Source organism: Micromonospora sp. NPDC007230, from assembly GCF_042869115.1.
GTDB lineage: Bacteria > Actinomycetota > Actinomycetes > Mycobacteriales > Micromonosporaceae > Micromonospora.
The window spans coordinates 22,028-42,693 of record NZ_JBIAFE010000030.1 but is presented as its reverse complement, the minus strand read 5'-3'; the positions used below and the strand labels follow the sequence as shown (position 1 = coordinate 42,693).

Sequence of the window (20,666 nt, the reverse complement as noted above, 5' to 3'; positions counted from 1 at the left end):
GCCGGATTCCCCTGCCAGGAGGCAGATAGAACGACGGCCACGAGGAAGAGCTCACCAACTACGGTGGGTTACGGCGGGCGATCCGGCAACGCCCGGATCTGCCGATCAGCGGGCAGGCAGAGTGAGTGCTCAAGACACCCGCCAGAGCCCTCCGGAACGCCAGTTGTCGGTCAGGGCGAGCTGGCCCCCAGCAGCTGTCCCAGCTGGTCGGGTGTGGCTGCGCGACCTGGATCTGGAGACCAAGGTCGCGCTGAGCGCGCCCGCGCCCGCGGAGACGATTCGGCGCAGCCTGCGACGGCCAGGAGCGCCACAAGCCCGACAACGGTTGGCGCCGTCGGCCTCGTGCCGAATGGTAGGACTGCTCAGACCAACTCGCCGCGCTTCCTGCTCAGGTAGGCGCACTCGGCGGAGTTCTGGGTGGCGGCGATCGCGGCGTCGTACGCCTCCTTCGCCTCGGCGCTCCGGCCAAGCCTGCGGAGCAGGTCGGCGCGGGTGGCGTGCCACGCGTGGTAGCCCGTGAGCGGCAGCCGGTCGACCAGAGCGAGAGCGACCTCCGGGCCGTCCAGCTCGGCGACCGCGACCGCGCGGTTGAGTGCGACGATCGGCGACGGGTCGAGCCGGGTCAGCTGGTCGTACAGCGCGACGACCTGTGACCAGTCAGTGTCCGGCGCCGTGGGGGCGTCGGTGTGGACGGCGTTGATCGCGGCGAGTATCTGGTAGCGGCCGGGTCGGTTGATCGCGAGGCACTCGCGGACCAGGTCGTGGCCCTCGTCGATCAGGGCGCGGTCCCAGCCGGCGCGGTCCTGCTCATCGAGCGGGACCAGCTGCCCATTCCGCACGCGGGCCTCACGCCGGGCCTCGGTGAGCACCAGCAGCCCGAGCAGACCGGCCACCTCCGGCTCCTCGGGGAGCAGATGGCGGAGGATCCGCGTCAGCCGGATTGCCTCGCCGGTGAGCTCGGCTCGAATCGGGTCGCCATCGCCGGTGGCGAGGTAGCCCTCGTTGAAGACGAGGAACAGCACCGCCAGCACGCCGCCGAGCCGCTCGGGGAGGTCGGCGGCCTCGGGCACCCGGTAGGGCAACTTCGCCGACGAGATCTTCTTCTTCGCCCGGGTGATCCGCTGCGCCATCGTGGTCTCTGGCACGAGAAACGCCTGCGCGATCTCGGCCACGGTCAGCCCACCGAGCAGCCGGAGCGTCAGCGCGATCCGCGCTTCCGGTGCCAGCGCCGGGTGGCAGCAGGTGAAGAGCAGCCGCAACCGGTCGTCCTCGACTGGGCCGGTGGGCTCGTGGGGCGTGTCGTCGTGGTACACGATGGCCGCCTGATGCTTGGCGTCGCGCTGTTTCTCCCGGCGGATCCGGTCGATCGCGCGGTTGCCCGCGGTGATGGTGAGCCAGCCGCCGGGGTTGGGAGGTACGCCGGACTCCGGCCAATTCTCCAGCGCGGCCACGAGCGCCTCGCCCGCCGCTTCCTCCGCGATGTCGATGTCACCGAAGCGGCGGACGAGCGAGGCGATCAGGCGGCCGTACTCCTCGCGGAAGACCCGCTCGACGGCCGCCGTTGCGGGCTGCATCGATAGTCGCCGGTCGCGCTGGCTCAGGCGAGGCCGTCGAACGGACGGACCTCGACCTTGCCCCGGCACGCCTTGGACCCCTCGGCCGCGAGCTTGAGCGCCACGTCGAGGTCGGGTGCGTCAATGACCCAGAAGCCCCCGATGATCTCCTTGGTTTCGAGGTAGGGGCCGTCGGTGATCACCGGCGTCTCGCCCCGGCCGTCCACGACGGTCGCCGTCAACGCCGGCTGAAGCCCACCGGCGAAGACCCAGTAGCCTTCGGCGTGCAGCTTGTCATTGAAGGCGCCGGTCGCGGCGAACGCCTCCTCCATCTCCTCCTTGGAGCCGTAGTTGCCGAACTCGTCCATCTCGGCGGGGCCGTGCACGGCCAGCAGGTAGTGCGTCATCCCACTTCTCCTCAGTTCCGGCGGTCCCGATGACTGCCTTCCACCTCACCACGAACGGCGTCCTGCCGATACGACAACCTGCCCCGGAAACCTCGCGGTCGTGTTCTTCGTCGGCCAACCGAACGTCCTGCGCCAAGCACAGGACGTTCGTGTGCTCAGCCGCGCCTTCGTGTAGGGCGTACCCGACGGGACTGGCTGCGCCGGCGTCACAGCCGGGTCCCGCGCCGGCCCGTCCCGACGCTGCGTCACCGCGCATCGACCCGTAGAACTTTCTTCTCGCGACCTGTCGAATCCGGACCCGCCCGTTCGTCGAATGGGTGTGAGCGGGTCGCACCGGGCGACCTGCCGAGGAAACGGAGCCCGACATGTCCACCACCACCCAGGTCCCCACCCGCGTAGCCCCCAACGCGCCGGCCCCGGCCACCAAGCGACAGCCGGTGTGGAAGCAGGGCGTCGCCGCAGCCGTCGTCGCCTCGGTCACCACGACCGTCCTCGCGGCGGTCGCGTCGGCCGCCGGGATCTCGTTCGCCGACAGCACCGGCGCGAGCATCCCGATCGCCGGGTTCGCGCAGCTGACGCTGGTCTTCTCGCTCGTCGGCGTCGGGATCGCCGCCGTCATGGCGCGCAAGGTACGCCGACCGCGGCGCACGTTCGTGCGGACAGCGGTCGCCCTGACCGCGCTGTCGGTCGTCCCGGACCTCACGTTCGGATTCGACGCCGGCTCCGCGGCCACCCTGATCACGCTGCACATCGTCGCCGCCGCGATCGTGGTGCCGACCCTGGCGGGGCGGCTCGCCCCCACACGCTGATCCGGTTCGAACCGTGCCATTGCCCTTTCGCCGGGCCGGCGTCATCAGTCCCACCCCGCTCGCCGCCACCCCGGTTGCGGTGGTGAAAGACGCCGGCGACCTGACGAAAGGGCAGATGGCCGCGTTCGCACGAGGGCTCGCGGCGTATTCAAGACCGGTCCCCGTGAGCAGCACAGCATCCGTTCCATCACGCCGGGCGCTTGATGACGGGCTCGCAACGCTTTGACCAGTCTGCTCAGACCGGCGCGGTTGTGCACGATGGCGGCCGCACGGGCGTAGGCTCGGTGCCGTGGTAGGGGCGGGGCGTCGATACCGTTATGTCGGCCCGGCGGACGTGCGGGCGTCGGTCGCCGACGCGCCCGAGGGCTGGCCCGTCCGATCACCGGCCGATCTCGACACCTTTCTGGCGGCAGCAGATCCGCGCGACCGTGACGAGCCGTTCACGTACGTCATCGACACTGGCGGTACGTTGCGTCTCGCACCGAGACGCAGCGAGCACGTCGCCTGCGCCGGCGGTGGGAAGGTCCTCGGCGCGGGGGAGATCGCCTTCGCCGACGAGCGGGACGGCTGGGTCGTGGCCGAGGTGAGCAACCAGTCCACCGGCTACTGCCCCAATCCCACCTCATGGGCGGCAGTGGCGGACGCCCTCGATTGGGCGGGTATCGGCCGTCCGGAAGCCTTCACCGTCGCCGTCGTCTTCCGGCGCTGCCTCGACTGCGGCGAACACAACCTCGTCCGCGACGACGACTACATCTGCGTGCTGTGTGGTGCTGAGCTGCCGGAGGATGTGGAACCTCGGCTGACTGCCCAGCCGTCAACCGGCCAGCGTTCCCGTTGACGACCGAGCCCGGCTGATCGTCACTCCCGCCAGGCTGGCGCCATGCGCCCGGGACGTGCCATGTCACGGCGGAATTTCCCCTGTGCTGACTCGAACATTCCACTGCTGGACGCCGGCCCTACTCCGGCGACGAGACCCGACCGAGCAGCTCCGTGAGCCGCTGTGAGCATCTGTGACTGGCCTGCCTGTGAGCGGGGCAGGCGTTCGCCAGAGCACGCACACGCGGATTGAAGAGTGCCGGCCACGATTCGGCGTTGTAATGGGAGTTGACGAGGCGCCAGCGCCAAAGGCCGGTGCGAGATCAGGCCGTTGGCGGCGGACACCTGTCGGGAAGCGTCACCTGCCCTGGCCGGTGCCTGAACGTGTCCATCGTGAACCACTCATCCAGCGCCGGATCGTAGAGGTTTTGGATGCCGAACTGCAGCACCTGCCACCAGCGGCTTGGATCCCTCTGGTCGACATAGACATCACCGAGCGCGAGCGGGATCCGAGGAACTGCTCCCGGCTGGGTAAAGCCCGCAACCACACTCACCCGCCAATGATCGACGTGCCGATCGTCGTCCCCTTGCAGAATCTCCGGTCCCACGAAGCGCGCCGTCTTCAGCGCGTCGTTGAGTATCTGGCGGTTGAAGAACCCCACCTCGTGGCAGGGCTGCGGCGGAGTCGGCGGAATGCCCGGCCACTTGTAGGTGAGCGTGTAGAGCGTGTTGTGGTAGATCAGGTTTGTGAACCAGATCGGATACTCCGGGCCCCCGGCGATCATCTGACTGTCGCCGTCGCCTCCCTGCCAGCTGAAGGGAACATCGATGCCGAGGTCGCGAACGACGTACCGGCCCGTTCCCTGAAAGTCTGCCGGGAGTAGCGGGGGGCGTGGCTCTTCCGGCGCAGCGGGTGTGGTGCCGCCGGCCAGGGCCGTGCCGGGATCCGATGGAGCCGTGGCCACGGCCGGTGCCGCCGCGGCGATGGCGATCAAGCCGCCGACAGCCGCCGAGACCAGCGTCCGAAGTGCTCGGGTCGGTGCCATGTCCCCTCCTGCCTGTAAGACGGCTCGATCAGGCTGGCGCTCCGACAGCGCGGGCGCTTCGGCGATCGTAAAGTCGGCGATTCTGAGCGATGGGCGAATCGGAAAATGAGTCACCTTTCGGGTCGGACGGGACGGCCGTCGTCAAGTTCGATCCTGACCGTGACCGCTCGTCCGCATCGGCTGCTGCCGTCGCCAAGAACGACCACGACGCGACGCTGTGCGATCAAGGACGAGCATCCCGGATGGCGGGAGCGCGGGTGAAGAGATCATGAACAGCGCATGGAGCGAGACCGATGCGGTCTGGCCACCTATCGGCGACGATGAGCCCATCGGCGCAGGTCAACCAGGGTGGTGTCAGTCGGGGCCGCCAGTCGGGGACGTCAATTCCTCTGTAGACGATCATCGTCACGCCGTGCAACCGTGCAAGTCACGTACGTGCCGGCACCGCTGGCGCGACACCGCTACCCGATGGAGTGAACGTGATCCGAAGTTCGCTGAAGGCAGGCTCGAACGCGGCGACCACCGACGGACGTACGCCTTCCGGCCGCGCCATCGCCGCGGCCGGTACGGCCGGACTGTTGGTCGCCGCGCTGCTCGTTCCGGCTGCCGCCCTGGCGGCTCCCACCGCAGCGGCTGACCTGCCGGACGCGGCGGCCGCGCTCAGCAGCAAGGGCCAGCAGGCGCAGGCGCTGGTCGGCTCGCTGGGGAAGGCCCGCACCGGCGGCGTCTACCTCAACAACAGCGGGCAGCTGGTCGTGGCCGTGACCGACCAGGCGGCCGCGCAGAGCGTCCGGGCGGCGGGCGGCGTGGCGGAACTGGTCACCTACAGCACCGCGACGCTGGAGTCGGTCCACACCGCACTCGACAAGCTCGCCGGCATCCCCGGCACCTCGTGGGGTGTGGACCCGTCCACCAACCAGGTCTCGGTGGAGCTGGACAGCACGGTCAACCCCGCCAACACCGCCAGGCTGAAGGCCGTCACGGACAAGTTCGGCGGCGCGGTCCGGTTCGAGCGGATCTCCGGGAAGATCACCAAGGACGAGATCTACATGTCCGGCGGAGACTCGATCCGCAACACCTACAGCAGCCTGTACTGCTCGATCGGTTTCAACGTGGCAACCTCCAGCGGAAACCGGCACTTCCTCACCGCCGGGCACTGCGCCGAGGGCACCCAGAACTGGTACGACACGGCGAGCGGCCTCTACCTCGGCAACCGGGTCGCCGTCAGCTGGCCGGGCAACGACTGGGCCGACATCGACTACACGCCCGACTACGTCACGGCGTACGGCAACGTCGACAACGGCGCCCAGGACATCGCCAGCTCCCGCTACCCGTACGACGGCGAGTCGGTGTCCCGCGTCGGCGCCACCAGCAAGGATCTGGTCGGCCAGGTGCTGCTGACCAGCACGACCGTGACCTACTCGTCCGGAGAGACCCTCTACGGCATGATCAAGACGAGCCTCTGCGGCAAGGGCGGCGACAGCGGCGGCCCGGTCTATCACGGCAGCGTCGCACTCGGCATCCACTCCGGCAGCAACACCGGCGACGACCCGTGCAACACCAACGTCAGTGACAAGCGGGCCTACCACCAGCCGGTCCAGGAGGTCCTCAACGCTCGCGGTCTGCACGTCTACTGACCCCGTTGGGGCTCCGTGACACGACCGCTCTGTGGAACCGGCTGTCGGGCATCCCTGCCCCGGCAGCCGGTTCCTGCCAATCCGCCGCCGATGATGCGTCGTCCTTCCAGCACAATTCGCCGAAGCCCCGCCGTCGATTTGGAGGCGATCATCGCCACCACGGGTTGAAGATCAAGCCAGGGGCTGGCAGCTCGTGGCGTCTAGTCCAGCCAGATGACGATGCCGGTCAGGCGGTTGAGTACGGCCGCGACGCCGGCCCGGACGGCGCGGCCGGCGCGCTCGGGGGTGAAGGTGGCGGGGTCGTACGTTGAGGACATGCCGAGTCCTTCGCCGCGGAACGACGCACCCGTCCAGTCGGCGGCGGTGACGTTCGCGGTGGGTTCGGCCAGTTCGGCGCCGAGCACGAGGAACTGTTGGTCGAGGTGGTGGGGTGTGACGAGGGCCATCGGGTCGACGAGATCGTTGCCGGCGCTGATGATGAGATCGGGTGCCAGGTCGATTGCTTTGCTGATCTGCGGAATGAGCTGATCGGGCTCAGCGGCGGTGATGGTTTTGAGGCTGGCCTGCTCGTCCTCGGCCCACTGCGTCACGGCGTTCACCAGCGTCCTGGTCTGCGGGTCTTCCCCTGCGGTGAGCAGCACCACCCGGTAGCCCTTCGACGGACGGACCCCGTCCCAGGAGCCGGGCCGTGGCGTGATCGTCGCCTCCGGGGCGGGCGGTGCGGCCGGGTCGAAGAACCCCGGGCCGAGAGTGCCGACGGCGGTGGGCTTCGGGTGCGGCCGGGACCAGTCGTCGCCGGAGCTGCATCCGGTGATCAGTACGGCGGTCGCTACTGCCGCGGCCAGCGTGCCGGCGGGCAGAAGGCGGGAACGCATGGAGACCGTCCTCGAGGTGGCGGTAGGTGCGCCCTACTTCCTACCCCACGGCCGGCCGTTTGCGAATGCGCAGGCCAGCTCGGTCGGGCGGGTTTCGTCGCTGGTTTGCGCGCAGGCTGCCGTTCGTTCATCTGAGCCGAGCAGATTTCGGTCGCCAACCGAAGAGGAGTCACATGCCCCACGCCGCTCGATGGCGCGCTGGTGTCGTCGTTGCGGCCCTAGCCGTCGGCGTCCTGCTCAGTGCCGCGCCCGCCCTTGCCCACGGCTTCAGCTCGACCGCGTACGTCGACCTCGCCTCGCCTGAGACCGGGCACGTCCGCGCCGAGCTCGGGCTGGAGTACGACCTGCTCGTCGTTTCCGCCGCCGACTACGAGAAGGATGATCAGCTCTTCCGGGCGGGCACCGCGGTGTTCGAGGACGGCGATGCGGCGGAGCAGGCCGCCGCGCTCGACGCCCACGCCGACACGGTGGTCGCGTACGTGACCGAGCGTTTCGACGTCACGACCGAGGGCACGGCGTGCACCCCGGTCCGCGACGGCGACTTCACCGTCGAGAAACGCGAGGCTGTCCCGTACGCGCTGCTGGTTCTCGACTACCGGTGCCCGGAGTCAGCGGGAGCGCACGAGGTCCGCAGCGGGCTGTTCCCGGACTCCGAGGGCTATGTGCGCGACACCAAGACGATCGTCACCTACGACCTCGACCTGAGGTCGGGAAGCACCGCCCTCGACGCCGAGCATCGGTCGTTCTCCACGCAACAGTCCTGGGCCGAGCGGTTCCGGGAGTTCTTCCGGCTCGGAGCTGAGCACCTGCTCACCGGGCTCGACCACATCCTGTTCCTGCTGGCGCTCATCGTGGGGTCCCGCCGCCTGCGCGAGATCGTGCTGGCGGCGACGACCTTCACGCTGGCCCACTCGGTGACCTTCATCCTCGCCGCCCTCGGCCTCGTTCAGCTGCCCGCGTCGTTCGTCGAGCCCGCCATCGCCCTCTCGATCGCGGCCGTCGCCGGTTGGCATCTGTGGCGGATCCGGCGACGCCGGTCGCACGCCACGGACCTCGAGACGGCCGGTCACAGCCACCTCAGTCTGGACCGTGCGGGCTGGGCCCGGCTCGCCGTGGTGTTCTGCTTCGGCCTTGTGCACGGACTCGGCTTCGCCGCGGCACTCGGGATCGACCAGGCCTTCTCGTGGACGCTGCTGTGGTCGCTGCTCGTCTTCAACGTGGGCATCGAGGTCGTCCAGCTGACGATCATCGTGGTCGTCTTCCCGCTGCTCGCCCTGCTGCGCCGCCACAGCCCGGCCGCAGGGGTGTGGACGACCGGGGCGATCGCGGCGGGGGTGTCCGTGCTGGGCCTGGTGTGGTTCGTGCAGCGGGTCGTCGGAATCTGATTGCCCGGGACAACTTCCGGCAGGCGCCACAGTCCGCCTGCCCCGGGTTCACCTGCTGGACACCGGTTTCCGCGAGCTTGACCAAGGCTTTTCAATACTCCCTCGAATCAGAACGGATGGAATCTGATGAGGCTCGATTGGACACAAGGCCGCGGGGTTGCGCGCCGCCGGGTGGCCGGGGGCGCCAGCGCGGCGGTCCTCGGCGTCGCCGCGGTGCTCGGCAGCGGCCTGGCGTCGGCGGCCCACGCTGCCGATGTCGCGGCGCCCACCGGCATCGTCCTCGGCGTAGGCGCCAGCGAATCGCAGCGCGTTGTGTCGTGGTACTCCTCGACCGGCATCCCGCAGACGGTCGAGGTCGCGCCGGCTTCCCAGCTCGTCAACGGCGAGTTCCCCGCCAACGCCGTCACCTTCTCGGCCAGCGTCGCCGCGAACAGCGTCAATGGCGGCTACAACGGCCACGCCACGATCGACAGCCTGCAGGAGAACACCACGTACTCCTACCGGGTCGGCGCGGCGGGCGGCTGGTCCCCGACGTACTCCTTCAAGACCCAGGCCTTCAAGGGCGACTTCGACTTCCTGTTCTTCGGCGACCCGCAGATCGGCTCGTCCGGCAACGTGGCGAAGGACGGTGAGGGGTGGCAGGACACGCTGAAGGTCGCCGTCGCTGCCAACCCGAACGCCGAGCTGCTGGTCTCCGGTGGTGACCAGGTCGAGACCGCCAACACCGAGACGCAGTGGAACGCCTTCCTCGCGCCCGACGAGCTGCGCCAGTACCCGTGGGCCGCCACCATCGGCAACCACGACGTCGGCGGCAAGGCCTACGAGCAGCACTTCTGGACCCCGAACACCGACCGTTCCACGCCGTTCTACAACGGCAGCGCGACGACCCGGTCCGGCGGTGACTACTGGTACATCTACAAGGGCGTCCTGTTCATCGACCTCAACAGCAACGCGTACGCCAACGGCTCGGACGAGGCGCACATCGGCTACATCACCGACGTGATCAAGTCGCACGGCGCCGACGCCAAGTACACGGTGCTCGTCTACCACCACGCGATCTACTCGCCGGCCGCCCACGCGAACGACAGCGACAACAAGAAGCGCCGTCAGGACTTCCCGACCGCCTTCTCGAAGCTCGGCGTCGACCTGGTCCTGCAGGGTCACGACCACAGCTACTCCCGTAGCTACGCGCTCAAGAACGGTGCCAAGTCGCACCCGGATGAGCAGCCCGGCGCCGAGCAGGTGGCCCAGGGCCCCGGGGGTGTCATCTACGTGACGGCGAACTCCGCGTCAGGTTCGAAGTACTACGACCTCACCGCTCCCGTCCCGGGCTCGGACTTCGGCCCCGACCCGCTCAACCCCGACAACCACTACGCCAACTCGGTGGAGAACCAGGAGCACGTCCGCACCTACGTGAAGGTCCAGGTGCGCGACAACAAGCTCGTCGTCGAGAACATCCGCAGCAGCACCTGCGACGGGCCCAACGCCGCCGTGGAGCTGGGCAAGGTGAAGTGGTGCGGCCCGAACAACGGCACCAGCCCCGCTCAGCCGGTCGGATCCACCGCCGACAAGGTGGTCATCCACCCGTACCGCGGCAAGGGCTGGGACAAGCGGGCCGACGTGGCCCGGACGACCCCGTCCGCGTGGGTTGAGCAGACGACCGAGGGTGGCGCCGGGACCACGCTCACCGCGCTGAGCTGATCCGGTCCGCTCCACCCGGTGGGGTGGGCACCGTCGGGTGCCCACCCCACCACACGTGTTCCATCCCGCCGCTCCCAGACCGTCCGAGGATCATCAGATGCACCTGCCCAAACCGCGTACGACCGCAGCAGCCCTCGCCCAGGCCACTGTCGTGGTGCTGCTCGCCGCGATCGGCTTCCTCGCAGTAGGGGCCGAGCCCGCCGCCGCGGCGGACGGCGACGTCTCCTGGGCGGTCAGGACGGCCTCCAACAACCTCGGGTCCGGCCGGCAGAACTACACCTACACCCTCAACCCCGGCGGGCAGCTCAAGGACGGTCTCCTCGTCGTCAACCACGGTGCCACACCGCTCAACCTGGCCGTGTACGCCGCCGACGGGTTCACCACCAAGGAAGGCCAGCTCGACCTGGTCACCCAGGACGCGAAATCGACAGGGATCGGTGCGTGGGTCCACACGGATCGCCCCGACGTGACGGTCGGGCCCGGCCAGTCGGTTGAGGTGCCGTTCCAGCTCACCCTTCCGGACAACGCCGCGCCCGGCGACTACCTGGGCGGCGTCGTCACCTCGCTGACGCAGGCCAGCAAAGCCGATGGGACGAATGTGGCCCGGCGTGTGGGCATTCGGATCCGCCTGCGGGTCGGTGGAGCGCTGAAGCCGAGCCTGTCGGTGGAGGATCTGCAGGTGCGCTACTCGGGCACGCCCAATCCGTTCGGGAAGGGTGACGCCACCGTCACATACACGATCCGCAACACGGGCAACGCCATCGTCACCGCTCGGCAGGCAGTGTCCATCTCCGGCCCCTTCGGGGACCTGAACGTCCGCGCGGGGCAGATCGAGGACTCGCCCCCGCTGCTCCCAGGTGACACCTGGAAGGTCTCCGTGCCGCTACCAGGAGTGGCTCCAGCGGTGAAGCTGACGGGGACCGTCACCCTCGTCCCACTGCTCACCGACGTGTCGGGCTCGATCGCTCCACTCGCCACCGTCGAGGCCACGACGCACGCCTGGGCCCTCCCCTGGCTACTGCTACTCCTTCTCGCAGTCCTGTCCGGGGTCCTCGTCGTCACGGCTCTGGTTCCTCGCCGCTGGCGGGCCCTACGGCGGTGCGCGCCGAGATCACCGAAGGTCGCATCGTCGGCACGAACGGCACCAGCTGGCACTACAGAAGGCCGCCGACACGTTCAAGGGGCTCAGCCAACTGTTGGAGGAGGACCGCAACGCGCGGCGCAAGGGTAGGTCGCCGATCCTCACCGATCGCGAGCGGCAGATCGCGCTGGACGAGGCACGGGAGTTATGGAGTGCCCTGAACACGGAGGACAAGAGCGGAAAGTTCAGGTCCAGAGTGACCGCGACCGCGCAGGGCGTGAGTTGCTGGCCGGCGCCAAGGCGAGCATGGAGGCGGGTGCGAGGAACTACTCCGTCAAGGAGTTCACCGGCACGCCCTTCCGGGAGCAGCGCCTCAACGGCAAGGTCATCCGCATCGATCCGGTCGGCTCGCCGCAGCTAGCCGGGGTAGCCAACATGCTGAGCATCGTGGGCGACGCCCTGCTCCTCTACGAGGTCGGCAAAGCGTTCGTCTCAGAGACCGTCGGGTAACCGGGTGGCTACGCGGCGAGAAGTCGCTCAACGTTGATGTATCGGGCGGCTTCGCGTTCGGTGGCGTTGGTCCAGCGGATCGCTTGACCAGCCAGGCGTATCGTCATGAGTCGAATCATCGCTACCTTGATCATTGCTTCGGAGTTGGCGGTCAACCGCTCGTACCCGCTACCTGGCGCGGACCGCAGCCGCGAGGATGACGGACCATCCGCACCGCTCTCGCCGCGCGGCCTGGAAACTGCACCCCGAAGTACCAGCGAGCAAGGCCCGACGAACGCCCCCGGCTCGGCGTTCGACCCGAACTCAGCGCCGCGGCCACACCTGGCCTACTCGGTGCTCGGCGCGACCGTGCTGGCTTGCGGGTGATCGGCCGGCGACGGGCGGCGGTGCGGACAATGGGGCCAAGCTCCGTTCCCCGAGGGTCCGCACGAGCGCCGAACGGCGGCCCGCTGAACCAGTCGGGCCGCCGTAGCAAAAGGGTGGATCAGAGCGAGCGGATGCTCGCCGCCTGCGGGCCCTTGGGCCCTGGGTGATGTCGAACTCCACCCGCTGGTTCTCCTCAAGGCTGCGGAAGCCGCTCGCCGAAATCGCCGAGTAGTGGGCGAAAACGTCGGCCCCGCCGCCGTCCTGGCTGATGAAGCCGAAGCCCTTATCGCCGTTGAACCACTTCACGGTACCGGTAGCCATGTCTGCTCCGGCCGGGTTACCGGGCGATTGTGTGACTACCGGTCAGGTGGGCATCGACCGACCATGTCAGTACAAGTCGATGGTGATGATAAGGGGATCATCAGTTCTGTCTGGCGCTGGTTCCCGACGTGACGTGCGAGGTTCGCTGCGGCGACACGGCCGGCAGGGGAGGTCATACCTGGCCATTCCTTAGTCTAGTCGCTTTTACTTGTATCGTCTATTACACTAGACTTGCGGTGTGAAGCGAACTGACCTGATCAGCAAGATCGGCAAGGCCGCTGCCGACGCGGGCACCACCTTCGAGAAGGTCCGCGAAGGCGGCAGCCACACCATCTACAGGTACGGCTCGCAGAACGTCGTCATACCCCGACACAAGGAGATCAACGAAAACACGGCGCGGGGCATCCTGCGCACGCTCGGCTTGAGGTAGAAGGGGCCACCGCCGATGAAGTACACCGCCACATGCGTCCGCTCCGGCGGCTGGTGGGCAATCACCGTCCCCGAGATCAACGGTGTGTTCTCGCAGGCCCGCCGACTCGACCAGGTCGAAGACATGGCCCGCGAAGCTATTGCCCTCATGCTCGACGTCAACCCGAACAGCTTCGACGTCGAGGTGAAGCCGGAGGTCCCGCAGGAAGTTGCCCGCGCCCGCAAGGCGCGCAGCGCCCTGCGGAAGGCCGAACAGTCCGCCGACGAGGCGACAGTCACCGCCGCACGGGCGCTGCTCGCCAAGGGCTACACCGTCCGCGACGCGGGCGCGCTGCTGGGCATCTCGGCGCAGCGCGTGTCGCAGCTGGCGCCGAAGAAGGCGCCAGCCCGCAAGACAACCCGCAAGGCCGCGGCCGGCGGCGCCGGCACGTTCGGGAAGGGCGGCAAGGCGGCCCTCAAGCAGGACCGCGAGGTCGTGGCCGCCTAAGCAAACCCACACGCCCCGGATCCTGCCCCCCCGAGCAGGTCCGGGGCGTTTCCCTTCGGGAAGGCGGCGCAGCGCTTCGGCGTCCGCCCGGCTGCCTTTGATCATCAGGCACCAGTCGTCGGCATACCGGACAAGCTTGAAGTTCGGCAGGCCGCGCCGAAGCCGCCGAGCTTTCTCGACCTTGCTGGTGGACGGGCCACCGGGACGCTGGGCGACATACTCGTCCAGCACCGACAAGGCGATGTTGCTCAGCAACGGGGACAGGATCGACCCTTGCGGGGTGCCGGCGTTGGTCTCCCGCAGTTGGCGGTCCTCGCCGAGGATGCCCGACTTCAGGAACGCCTTCACCAGGTCCAGCACACGCTTATCGGCGATACGCCCACGTACCCGTGCCATCACGGAAGCGTGGTCGATCTCGTCGAAGCAGGCCTTGATGTCACCTTCCACGACCCACTCGTAGCTGCGTGGTCTCGTGGCCAGGTAACGGATCTCGGCCACCGCGTCATGGGCCCGGCGTCCCGGGCGGAACCCGTAGGAACACGGGAGGAAATCCACCTCGAAGATCGGCTCCAGCACCAGCTTCAGTGACGCCTGCACCACCCGGTCGGTGATCGTAGCGATCCCCAGCCGGCACAGCTTGCCACCGGGCTTGGGAATCATCCGCTCCCGCACCGGCACCGGCCGGAAGCTGCGGTCCCTCAGCGAGGCCCGCAGCATGTCGAGGAACTCCTCGACCCCGACCCGCACGACGATGGACAGCGCAGTCGCGCCGTCCACCCCAGCGGTCTTGGCGCCCTTGTTGCTCCGCACCCGATCCCACGCCACCAACAGGAACGCACGATCGGTGACGAGGTTGAACAGGTCGTCGAACACGCGACGAGGATCATCACGAGCCCAACGGTGCAGCTTGGCCTGGATCCCCAGTACCCGGTCTTCGGCCCGACGAAGGGCCGACTCCAGCTCGTCGGTATTCACCGGCGACAACCTCCTGGCATTCCGGCATCCGTACTGCTTGACTTGCTGGCCCCCTTCGCCCTGCGTCCGGCTCTCCCGGACCCCGACGGCGGGTCGTCACGCCCGCGACTACTACGAGGCCTCCGCCCCGACCAGCCACCCCATCGAGGCCATCCCATGGGACCGGGTGGGGTGACCTGGCACGGATGGATCGGCAGGCCTCATCACCGCCTGGCTTTTCACTCCCGCCTACCGTCGATACCGCCACGTACCTGGCTTACCGACTCGGCGAGACGATCAGGATCCACGCCTTCTATGACCAAACCACCTGCAGCCGCTCTGGTCGCACTGTCCATTGCGTCCGTGATCCGCGGCGATGAACCCGGCGCGGCTTCTGGACGCGTCGGCGGCTGGCCGGTTTCCGCACGAGTTCTCCGGCGGCCAGCGGCAGCGGATCGGAATCGCCCGGGCGTTGGTGCTGCAGCCGAAGCTGATCGTCGCCGATGAGCCGGTTTCCGCGTTGGACGTCTCCGTCCAGTCGCAGGTGCTCAACCTGTTGGCCGCCCTACGGCAGCAGTTCGCCCTCACCTACCTCTTCGTCGCGCATGACCTGGCGGTGGTGGACTACATGTCGGATCGGGTGGCGGTGATGTACCTCGGCCGGGTCGTCGAGGTGGGCGCTGCTCGGCAGATCCGGACCAACCCGCTGTACCCCTACACCCAGGCCCTGCTCTCGGCGGTGCCTGGCCGTGAGCGACAGCGCATCGTGCTCTCCGGCGAGGTGCCCAGCCCGCTGATCCCACCGTCAGGCTGTCGATTCCGGACCCGGTGCCCGATGGCCCAGGAGATCTGCGCCCGGGTCGAGCCGGCCCTCGACGCCCATCCGTCGGACGCCCGGGTGGCCTGCCACCTCAGCCACTGACAGGCCCCACCGGGCGGCTACCCGCTCGGTGGGGATGTTGACCCGGTCGACGATGAGGTACTCCCAACCGCGTCGGCGGCCAGGCGGATGACCTCGGTCAGCGGCAGGGCGCGGCGGGCGAGGACCTTGATGCCCTCTTGCACGAGAGTGCGGCAGATGCTCTTGGGCACGCCGTTGCCGGCGCCCAGTGACCGGTAGGTGTGCCCGCCCTCCAGCCAGGCGCAGGTGAGGATGCCCCGCTGGAGCGGGGTGTGCAGCCGCCATCGGGTACCGATGCGACGACGGTGGCGGACCAGGGCGTCGACCAGGCGGTTTACCACGACGGCTGGCGTGGACAGGGCAAGACCGTAGATGATGGGCGCGGAAGCCTCCGCGTATCTGTTTGTCACACAACCGACATGCGGAGGCTTCCGTCATACTCGGGTCCCGGCACGCCGGGGGCGAGATCACATCGTTATCGTTTACAGTCGACGATGGTCGTTTCCGTGAGACCGGAAATTGATCTTCTCGTGGCCAGCGGCTGAGTGTCGACAGTCATCTTGTCAACCCTCCCCAACCTGCCAAAACGAGGTTGGGACACGCTCATTCAGTGCTCGCCGGCCGCCGGCTCATCGTGGGTCTGCATTTCGCGCAGCGCCTCGTTGGCGGTGATGACTTCCTGGTACCACTGCCGGTGCACCTTGTACGTGCGGTCGAGCTCGAACTTGTGGTAGAGCCCGGTGGGCTTGCCAAACCAGCAGTCGCGCGGGAGACGCTGTACCTGGCCGCGGCCAATGACGAGGATCGCGCGGTCGGTGACTACGAATGTCTCCGCCGGCACCGTGAAGATCCCCGAACCGGTCACCGTGATGAATCCCGTCTGGATCTGCTCGCCGGGCTCCAAATGTGGCGCCGCCCGGGTGGCGATCAGCTTGACCCGTCGTTCCTTGTAGCCCACGGCCTTCCTCCGATACCAGACGCGCGTCCGGGTGGCCTGATCCCAGGACGGGGGTGCACTGGGGATTCGACTTTATCACTGTCACCCGCTCCAGCCCGATAACCACCTATCCCCGGTGTTGTTCTGGCTTGAGGCGTTCTGTCCGTTGGGGACCTGACGGGGTTGGAGTTGTGGGACGAGTGCTACCGGCAGCACCCAGCGAAGAGGCATGCCTGTCGCCGATCGAGCGAGGTGGGAGCAGGGGAGCCGCCCTGCTCGGCCTTGGGCTCCGATGAGCCCGGCGACCCGATCATCGGTGCCTGGGCGGCCGGCCGTCCCGGGCGATCCGCGCGGCGACGGTCGCGAAGGTGGCGATCATGGCGTCGCTGGCCGGCGTGTGCCACCGATCGGCGAGGCGGGCCAGCAGGACCCGCCGGACGGGGGCGCTGTCGCCGAGCGGGATGGCGGTGACGTCGTCGCGCGTGCTGCTGAGTGCGAGCCGCGGGATGAGGGCGACGCCGAGGCCGACCGCGACCATGGCTTGCGCCTCCTGGTAGTCGTGTGCCTCGAAGGAGACGCTGGGTTCGAAGCCGGCGGAGCGGCATGCCCGGACGAGCACCTCGGCTCCGGGATGGGCGTCGGCGCGGATGATCCAGCGATCTTCGGCGAGTTCGCCCAGCCGCACCCGTCTGCGCCGGGCGTAGCGGTGGCTGCGGGCGACCACCACCTCCATCGGGTCGTCGAGGATGTGCCGGATCGTGATGTCGGGCAGGTCTGCGGTTTTCTCGATCCGGCACCAGGGATAGTCCCAGAGCAGGCCGACGTCGATCTCCCGGCCTTCAAGCAGGCGCAGCATCTGGGCCAGCCGGGCACTGCGCACGGAGAGTTCGACCTCCGGGTGGCGGAGCTGGAACTCGGTGATCGCGTGCGGCACGAGGGACGCGCCGGCGGTCGGGAACGCGCCTAGTCGTAGTGATCCACGCCGCAGCCCCGCGATCTCCGCGAGTTCGTTCTCCGCGGCCTGGAGCAGGCGCTGGATCTTGTCGGCCGTGTCTGCGACCACCCGGCCGGCGTCGGTCAACCGGACGCCGCGGGGGTGCCGTTCGAGCAGCGGTAGCTTGACCTCGCCCTCGAAGAGCTTGACCTGTTGCGAGATCGCCGACGGTGTGTAGGAGAGAGCGTGCGCGGCGGCGGTGATCGAGCCATGGCGGGCGACGTCGGCCAGTAGGAACATCCGTTTCACGTCCATCTGCTCCGCCTTCCGCCTTAAGTTCAGCTACAGGATCATGAAGATCTCCGTGATTGTGCTGAAGGGTAACTCGCCGCAAGCTCGTCACACCTTCGAAACAAGGAGTGGCGCGGACGTGAGAGCCACGTGGATGCGGGGTGGCACCAGCAAATGCTGGGTGTTCACCGAGTCAGACCTGGACGCGGCCGGCGAGGACCGAACGGAACTTCTCGTTCGGATCTTCGGCAGCCCGGACATCCGGCAGATCGACGGGATCGGCGGCGGGACCTCCACCACGAGCAAGGCGGTACTGCTCCGGCCGTCCCGGCGGCCGGGGGTGGACGTTGACTACACCTTCGGCCAGGTCTCGATCACTGAGCCCACCGTCGACTGGGCCAGCAACTGCGGCAACTGCTCGGCCGTCGCGGGCCTGTACGCCCTGCAGGCCGGCTGGGTTCGCCCCAGTGGGGAGCGGACGACGGTCACCGTACTCAACACCAACACCGACCAGCTCATCCGCCAGGAGGTGCCGACCCCGCGGCGTCGGGTGGTGAACGCCGGCGACAACGAGATCGCCGGCGTTCCGTACCCGGCGCTGGGGGTCCGGATGGGGTTCGTCAAGCCGGCCGGGCGCACCACGGGACGACTCTTCCCGACCGGCGAGCGCCGGGAGCGGATCGACGACGGTGCCGGCGGGCTGGAGGTGACGCTGATCGACGCCTGTGCGCCGGTGGTCGTGGTCGACGCCGCGGCGCTCGGACTCGGTGGCGCGGAGGCCCCGACCGAAGTCGACGCCCGTCCCGGATTGCTGGCCCGGTTGGAGCGGGTTCGGGCCGGCGCCGCGCGACGGACGGCGACGGGACCAGCTTCACCGCCCGCCGAGGTGGTCACGAGTACGAGATCGTCCTCACCGGCAGCGTTACCTCGACCATAACGACCACCGACGGCAAGATCATCGGTGATCAGTCCGATGTCGACGGTGAGATGGTCGCCAAGGTCGACGGATCGGAGGTCGACCGGACGGCCATGCCGGAGGATTCGGGCTCCGAGTCATCGAACTACCAGTGCTCGGACGGCTCGCTGAGCAGGAGCGGGTCGGGTTGGCAGAGCACGTCGGAGCGGATCAGTCGGGATCCTGACGCCAAGGCCTGACCAAGTCCCGCTCGGGCTTGCCCGCGTAGCCGACTGGTCACCGAGGAAGCCGCCATGGTGACTCGGAAACACCACGGGACGTGCCGTGCCCAGACCGCCGTCCGGTCAGGTTGCCTCTACTGGCGGTTCGGCTTCAGGCACTCGAGCTTTCGGTACCAGCTCCTCGGCGTCGAGCTGCGGCGGTCGTCCGAAGACGGGCCGTGGCGTGTTCTGCCGGGAGCGTGATGGCGACGGTCAGTCCGCCGTCGACGTTCGGTGTCACCCTGACCGTTCCGGCGTGTACGTGCACGATGGATCTCACGATGGCGAGGCCCAGACCGGTCGACCCGGCGTTTGTGGTGCGGTCGGACGCCAGGCGCTGGAACGGCTCGAACAGCCGCTCGACCTCCGCCGGGGGTATACGCTCGCCGCTGTTGCGTACCGTGACGACGGCTGCCCGGTCACGGTGGCCGGTGACCACATCGACCCAACCGCCCGGATGGTTGTGTCGGATCGCGTTGTCCACCAGATTGCTCAGCAGGCGGTCCAGCAGTGCCGGGTCGCCCTTGACCAAGGCCGGACGCAGGTCGGAGGTGATGGTCAGCGCGGCGCGTTCGGCTTCGCCGTCCGCCTCGCCGAGTGCCCCAGCCGCCGCGACCGCTAGGTCGTGCGTCTCCTCGGCGACGACGCCGCTGTCGCTGCGAGCCAGTGTCAGCAGGCCGTCCAGCATGCGTTCGGCCCGGCTGGTCGCGGTGAGTACGCGACGCGCCATGGCCTGCCACTGTTCGGGTGTGCCGTGCCGCTTGGCGAGCAGGACCTCGGCGCCGGTACGCACCACCGCCAAGGGGGTACGCAGTTCGTGCGAGGCGTCGGCGACGAACCTTCGCTGGCTGTTGAAGGAGGCTTCCAGCCGGGTCACCATCTCGTCGAAGGTGTCGGCCAGTTCCTTGAGTTCGTCGTGCGGGCCGGTGAGCGCGATGCGCTCGTGCAGTCGGTCCTGGGAGATCCGCCGGGTGGTGGCGGTGAGCGTTCGCAGCGGCCGGAGCATACGGCCAGCGACGACCCAGGAGACACCGAGCCCGATCATGGCGGTGATCGCGAGTCCGATCGCCGAGGTTCCCGCGGTGCGCAGAAGCGTGTCGGCCCGTAACCGGGCGATCTCGGCCTGGTCGAGCTGTAGAGCAGCCTCCTTCGTCTCCTCGGGTGAGGCGTTGGAAACCATCGCGGCCACCTCGGCCGCGGTCGGTCCGTCGATGTCCTGGTAGAGGCTCTGGTACAGCAGCCCGTAGTTGAGTGCGAGCAGGCCCGCGCAGGCCGCCACGAGCACGACCGCGTACACCAGGGTCAGCCTCAGCCGGATCGACGGGTGCCGGCGGCGCGGCCTCACAGCCGGTACCCCGCGCCAACGACGGTCTCGATCAGCGGCGGGTCGCCCAGCTTGCGCCGCAGCCGGGCGATGGTGACCCGGACGGTGGCGGTGAACGGGTCTGCGTGCTCGTCCCAGGCCCGTTCCAGCAGGTCCTCGGCGCTGACGACGGCGCCCTCGGCGCCCATCAGGATCTCCAGCACGGCCAACTCCTTGGTCGTCAGCGGGATGATGCGGCCGTCGCGGGTGACGACGCGTCGAGCGGTGTCGAAGGTCAGTGCGGCGCGTTGGAGGACCCGTGGCGCGTTGTTGGCCCGCCGGGCCAGCGCTCGTATCCGCAGCACCAGCTCATCGAAGACGAACGGCTTGGGTAGGTAGTCGTCGGCGCCGAGCATGAGGCCGGCGACCCGGTCCGCCGCCTCGCCGGCCGCGGTGAGCATGAGGATCCGGGCAGTGCCGCCGCCTGCGGTGAGTGCCGTACACACCTGGTCGCCGTGCACGACTGGCAGGTCGCGGTCGAGTACGACCACGTCGTACCGGTTGGCGCCGGCCTTGTGCAGGCCGTCGAGCCCGTCGGACGCGAGGTCGACCGCGATGCCCCGGTCCCGTAGCCCGTCGGCGACCTGTTCGGCCAGCAGTGTCTCGTCCTCGATCAGCAGTACTCGCACGCTCCGTCCCTCCGCTCCGCAGTCTCGGTCATCGGGCATTACACCCGTGTTACACATG

Annotated in this window: 18 protein-coding genes and 3 pseudogenes; 10 read left to right on the top strand and 11 right to left on the bottom strand. The window is 68.6% G+C overall.

Going from position 1 to position 20,666, the window contains the following annotated elements:
- Window positions 1-362: 362 nt before the first annotated feature.
- Together ACFYML_RS31310 and ACFYML_RS31305 are read right to left on the bottom strand one after the other, a co-directional pair.
- Window positions 363-1,574 (bottom strand): RNA polymerase sigma factor, encoded by a 1,212-nt coding sequence (locus tag ACFYML_RS31310; RefSeq protein WP_387424052.1) that lies wholly within the window; start codon window positions 1,572-1,574, stop codon window positions 363-365.
- 23 nt (window positions 1,575-1,597) lie between these two features.
- On the bottom strand, window positions 1,598-1,960 hold the full coding sequence (locus tag ACFYML_RS31305) for a YciI family protein (RefSeq protein WP_387424051.1): 363 nt from the start codon (window positions 1,958-1,960) through the stop codon (window positions 1,598-1,600).
- A 365-nt stretch (window positions 1,961-2,325) separates the two neighbouring features.
- Between ACFYML_RS31305 and ACFYML_RS31300 the strand changes: the two genes are divergently transcribed.
- Both ACFYML_RS31300 and ACFYML_RS31295 read left to right on the top strand, forming a co-directional pair.
- Window positions 2,326-2,769 carry a DUF6069 family protein gene (locus tag ACFYML_RS31300; protein ID WP_387424050.1) on the top strand — a complete coding sequence of 148 codons (444 nt, stop codon included), beginning with the start codon at window positions 2,326-2,328 and terminating at the stop codon, window positions 2,767-2,769.
- 289 nt (window positions 2,770-3,058) lie between these two features.
- Window positions 3,059-3,607: a hypothetical protein gene (locus ACFYML_RS31295; RefSeq protein ID WP_387424049.1), complete on the top strand. Its 549-nt coding sequence runs from the start codon at window positions 3,059-3,061 to the stop codon at window positions 3,605-3,607.
- A 301-nt stretch (window positions 3,608-3,908) separates the two neighbouring features.
- Here the strand turns inward: ACFYML_RS31295 and ACFYML_RS31290 are convergent, their stop codons facing one another.
- Window positions 3,909-4,631: a hypothetical protein gene (locus ACFYML_RS31290; RefSeq protein ID WP_387424048.1), complete on the bottom strand. Its 723-nt coding sequence runs from the start codon at window positions 4,629-4,631 to the stop codon at window positions 3,909-3,911.
- A gap of 479 nt (window positions 4,632-5,110) precedes the next feature.
- Here ACFYML_RS31290 and ACFYML_RS31285 point away from each other — a divergent pair, with 479 nt between their 5' ends.
- Window positions 5,111-6,268, top strand: coding sequence for a S1 family peptidase (locus ACFYML_RS31285; protein WP_387424047.1), 1,158 nt, complete (start codon window positions 5,111-5,113; stop codon window positions 6,266-6,268).
- 200 nt (window positions 6,269-6,468) lie between these two features.
- Here the strand turns inward: ACFYML_RS31285 and ACFYML_RS31280 are convergent, their stop codons facing one another.
- Window positions 6,469-7,143: a hypothetical protein gene (locus ACFYML_RS31280; RefSeq protein ID WP_387424046.1), complete on the bottom strand. Its 675-nt coding sequence runs from the start codon at window positions 7,141-7,143 to the stop codon at window positions 6,469-6,471.
- Window positions 7,144-7,316: 173 nt separating this feature from the next.
- Between ACFYML_RS31280 and ACFYML_RS31275 the strand changes: the two genes are divergently transcribed.
- From ACFYML_RS31275 to ACFYML_RS31260, 4 genes are all read left to right on the top strand, one after another.
- The gene (locus ACFYML_RS31275; protein ID WP_387424045.1) at window positions 7,317-8,528 is read left to right on the top strand and encodes a HupE/UreJ family protein; all 1,212 of its coding nucleotides are present in this window, start codon (window positions 7,317-7,319) and stop codon (window positions 8,526-8,528) included.
- A 171-nt stretch (window positions 8,529-8,699) separates the two neighbouring features.
- The gene (locus ACFYML_RS31270; protein WP_387424043.1) at window positions 8,700-10,229 is read left to right on the top strand and encodes a fibronectin type III domain-containing protein; all 1,530 of its coding nucleotides are present in this window, start codon (window positions 8,700-8,702) and stop codon (window positions 10,227-10,229) included.
- Window positions 10,230-10,326: 97 nt separating this feature from the next.
- Entirely contained in the window at window positions 10,327-11,460 is a 1,134-nt protein-coding gene (locus tag ACFYML_RS31265) for a WxL protein peptidoglycan domain-containing protein (RefSeq protein WP_387424042.1), read from the top strand.
- 132 nt (window positions 11,461-11,592) lie between these two features.
- Entirely contained in the window at window positions 11,593-11,820 is a 228-nt protein-coding gene (locus tag ACFYML_RS31260) for a hypothetical protein (protein WP_387424041.1), read from the top strand.
- Between the two features lie 484 nt (window positions 11,821-12,304).
- Here the strand turns inward: ACFYML_RS31260 and ACFYML_RS31255 are convergent.
- A pseudogene (locus ACFYML_RS31255) lies at window positions 12,305-12,507 on the bottom strand (cold-shock protein).
- A 238-nt stretch (window positions 12,508-12,745) separates the two neighbouring features.
- Between ACFYML_RS31255 and ACFYML_RS31250 the strand changes: the two are divergent.
- Window positions 12,746-12,937 (top strand): type II toxin-antitoxin system HicA family toxin, encoded by a 192-nt coding sequence (locus ACFYML_RS31250; protein WP_387424093.1) that lies wholly within the window; start codon window positions 12,746-12,748, stop codon window positions 12,935-12,937.
- A 576-nt stretch (window positions 12,938-13,513) separates the two neighbouring features.
- On the opposite strand, the pseudogene ACFYML_RS31245 reads toward ACFYML_RS31250, so the two are convergent.
- A pseudogene (locus ACFYML_RS31245) lies at window positions 13,514-14,083 on the bottom strand (reverse transcriptase/maturase family protein); the annotation flags it as partial.
- 688 nt (window positions 14,084-14,771) lie between these two features.
- On the opposite strand from ACFYML_RS31245, the pseudogene ACFYML_RS31240 reads away from it, so the two are divergent.
- Window positions 14,772-15,299, top strand: a pseudogene (locus ACFYML_RS31240) (oligopeptide/dipeptide ABC transporter ATP-binding protein); the annotation flags it as partial.
- A 17-nt stretch (window positions 15,300-15,316) separates the two neighbouring features.
- Here ACFYML_RS31240 and ACFYML_RS31235 read toward each other — a convergent pair.
- From ACFYML_RS31235 to ACFYML_RS31225, 3 genes are all read right to left on the bottom strand, one after another.
- The gene (locus ACFYML_RS31235) at window positions 15,317-15,619 is read right to left on the bottom strand and encodes a hypothetical protein (RefSeq protein WP_387424040.1); all 303 of its coding nucleotides are present in this window, start codon (window positions 15,617-15,619) and stop codon (window positions 15,317-15,319) included.
- A 266-nt stretch (window positions 15,620-15,885) separates the two neighbouring features.
- Window positions 15,886-16,236, bottom strand: a complete 351-nt coding sequence (locus ACFYML_RS31230; protein WP_387424039.1) for a hypothetical protein — start codon at window positions 16,234-16,236, stop codon at window positions 15,886-15,888.
- A 289-nt stretch (window positions 16,237-16,525) separates the two neighbouring features.
- Window positions 16,526-17,464, bottom strand: a complete 939-nt coding sequence (locus ACFYML_RS31225; RefSeq protein ID WP_387424038.1) for a LysR substrate-binding domain-containing protein — start codon at window positions 17,462-17,464, stop codon at window positions 16,526-16,528.
- A gap of 115 nt (window positions 17,465-17,579) precedes the next feature.
- Here ACFYML_RS31225 and ACFYML_RS31220 point away from each other — a divergent pair, with 115 nt between their 5' ends.
- The gene (locus tag ACFYML_RS31220) at window positions 17,580-18,377 is read left to right on the top strand and encodes a PrpF domain-containing protein (protein WP_387424037.1); all 798 of its coding nucleotides are present in this window, start codon (window positions 17,580-17,582) and stop codon (window positions 18,375-18,377) included.
- A gap of 351 nt (window positions 18,378-18,728) precedes the next feature.
- Here the strand turns inward: ACFYML_RS31220 and ACFYML_RS31215 are convergent, their stop codons facing one another.
- Both ACFYML_RS31215 and ACFYML_RS31210 read right to left on the bottom strand, forming a co-directional pair.
- The gene (locus ACFYML_RS31215) at window positions 18,729-19,961 is read right to left on the bottom strand and encodes a sensor histidine kinase (RefSeq protein ID WP_387424036.1); all 1,233 of its coding nucleotides are present in this window, start codon (window positions 19,959-19,961) and stop codon (window positions 18,729-18,731) included.
- A complete protein-coding gene (locus ACFYML_RS31210; RefSeq protein WP_387424035.1) occupies window positions 19,958-20,608 on the bottom strand; it encodes a response regulator transcription factor in 651 nt (216 codons plus the stop codon). The genes ACFYML_RS31215 and ACFYML_RS31210 overlap by 4 nt, the downstream gene beginning before the upstream one ends.
- Window positions 20,609-20,666: the final 58 nt, after the last annotated feature.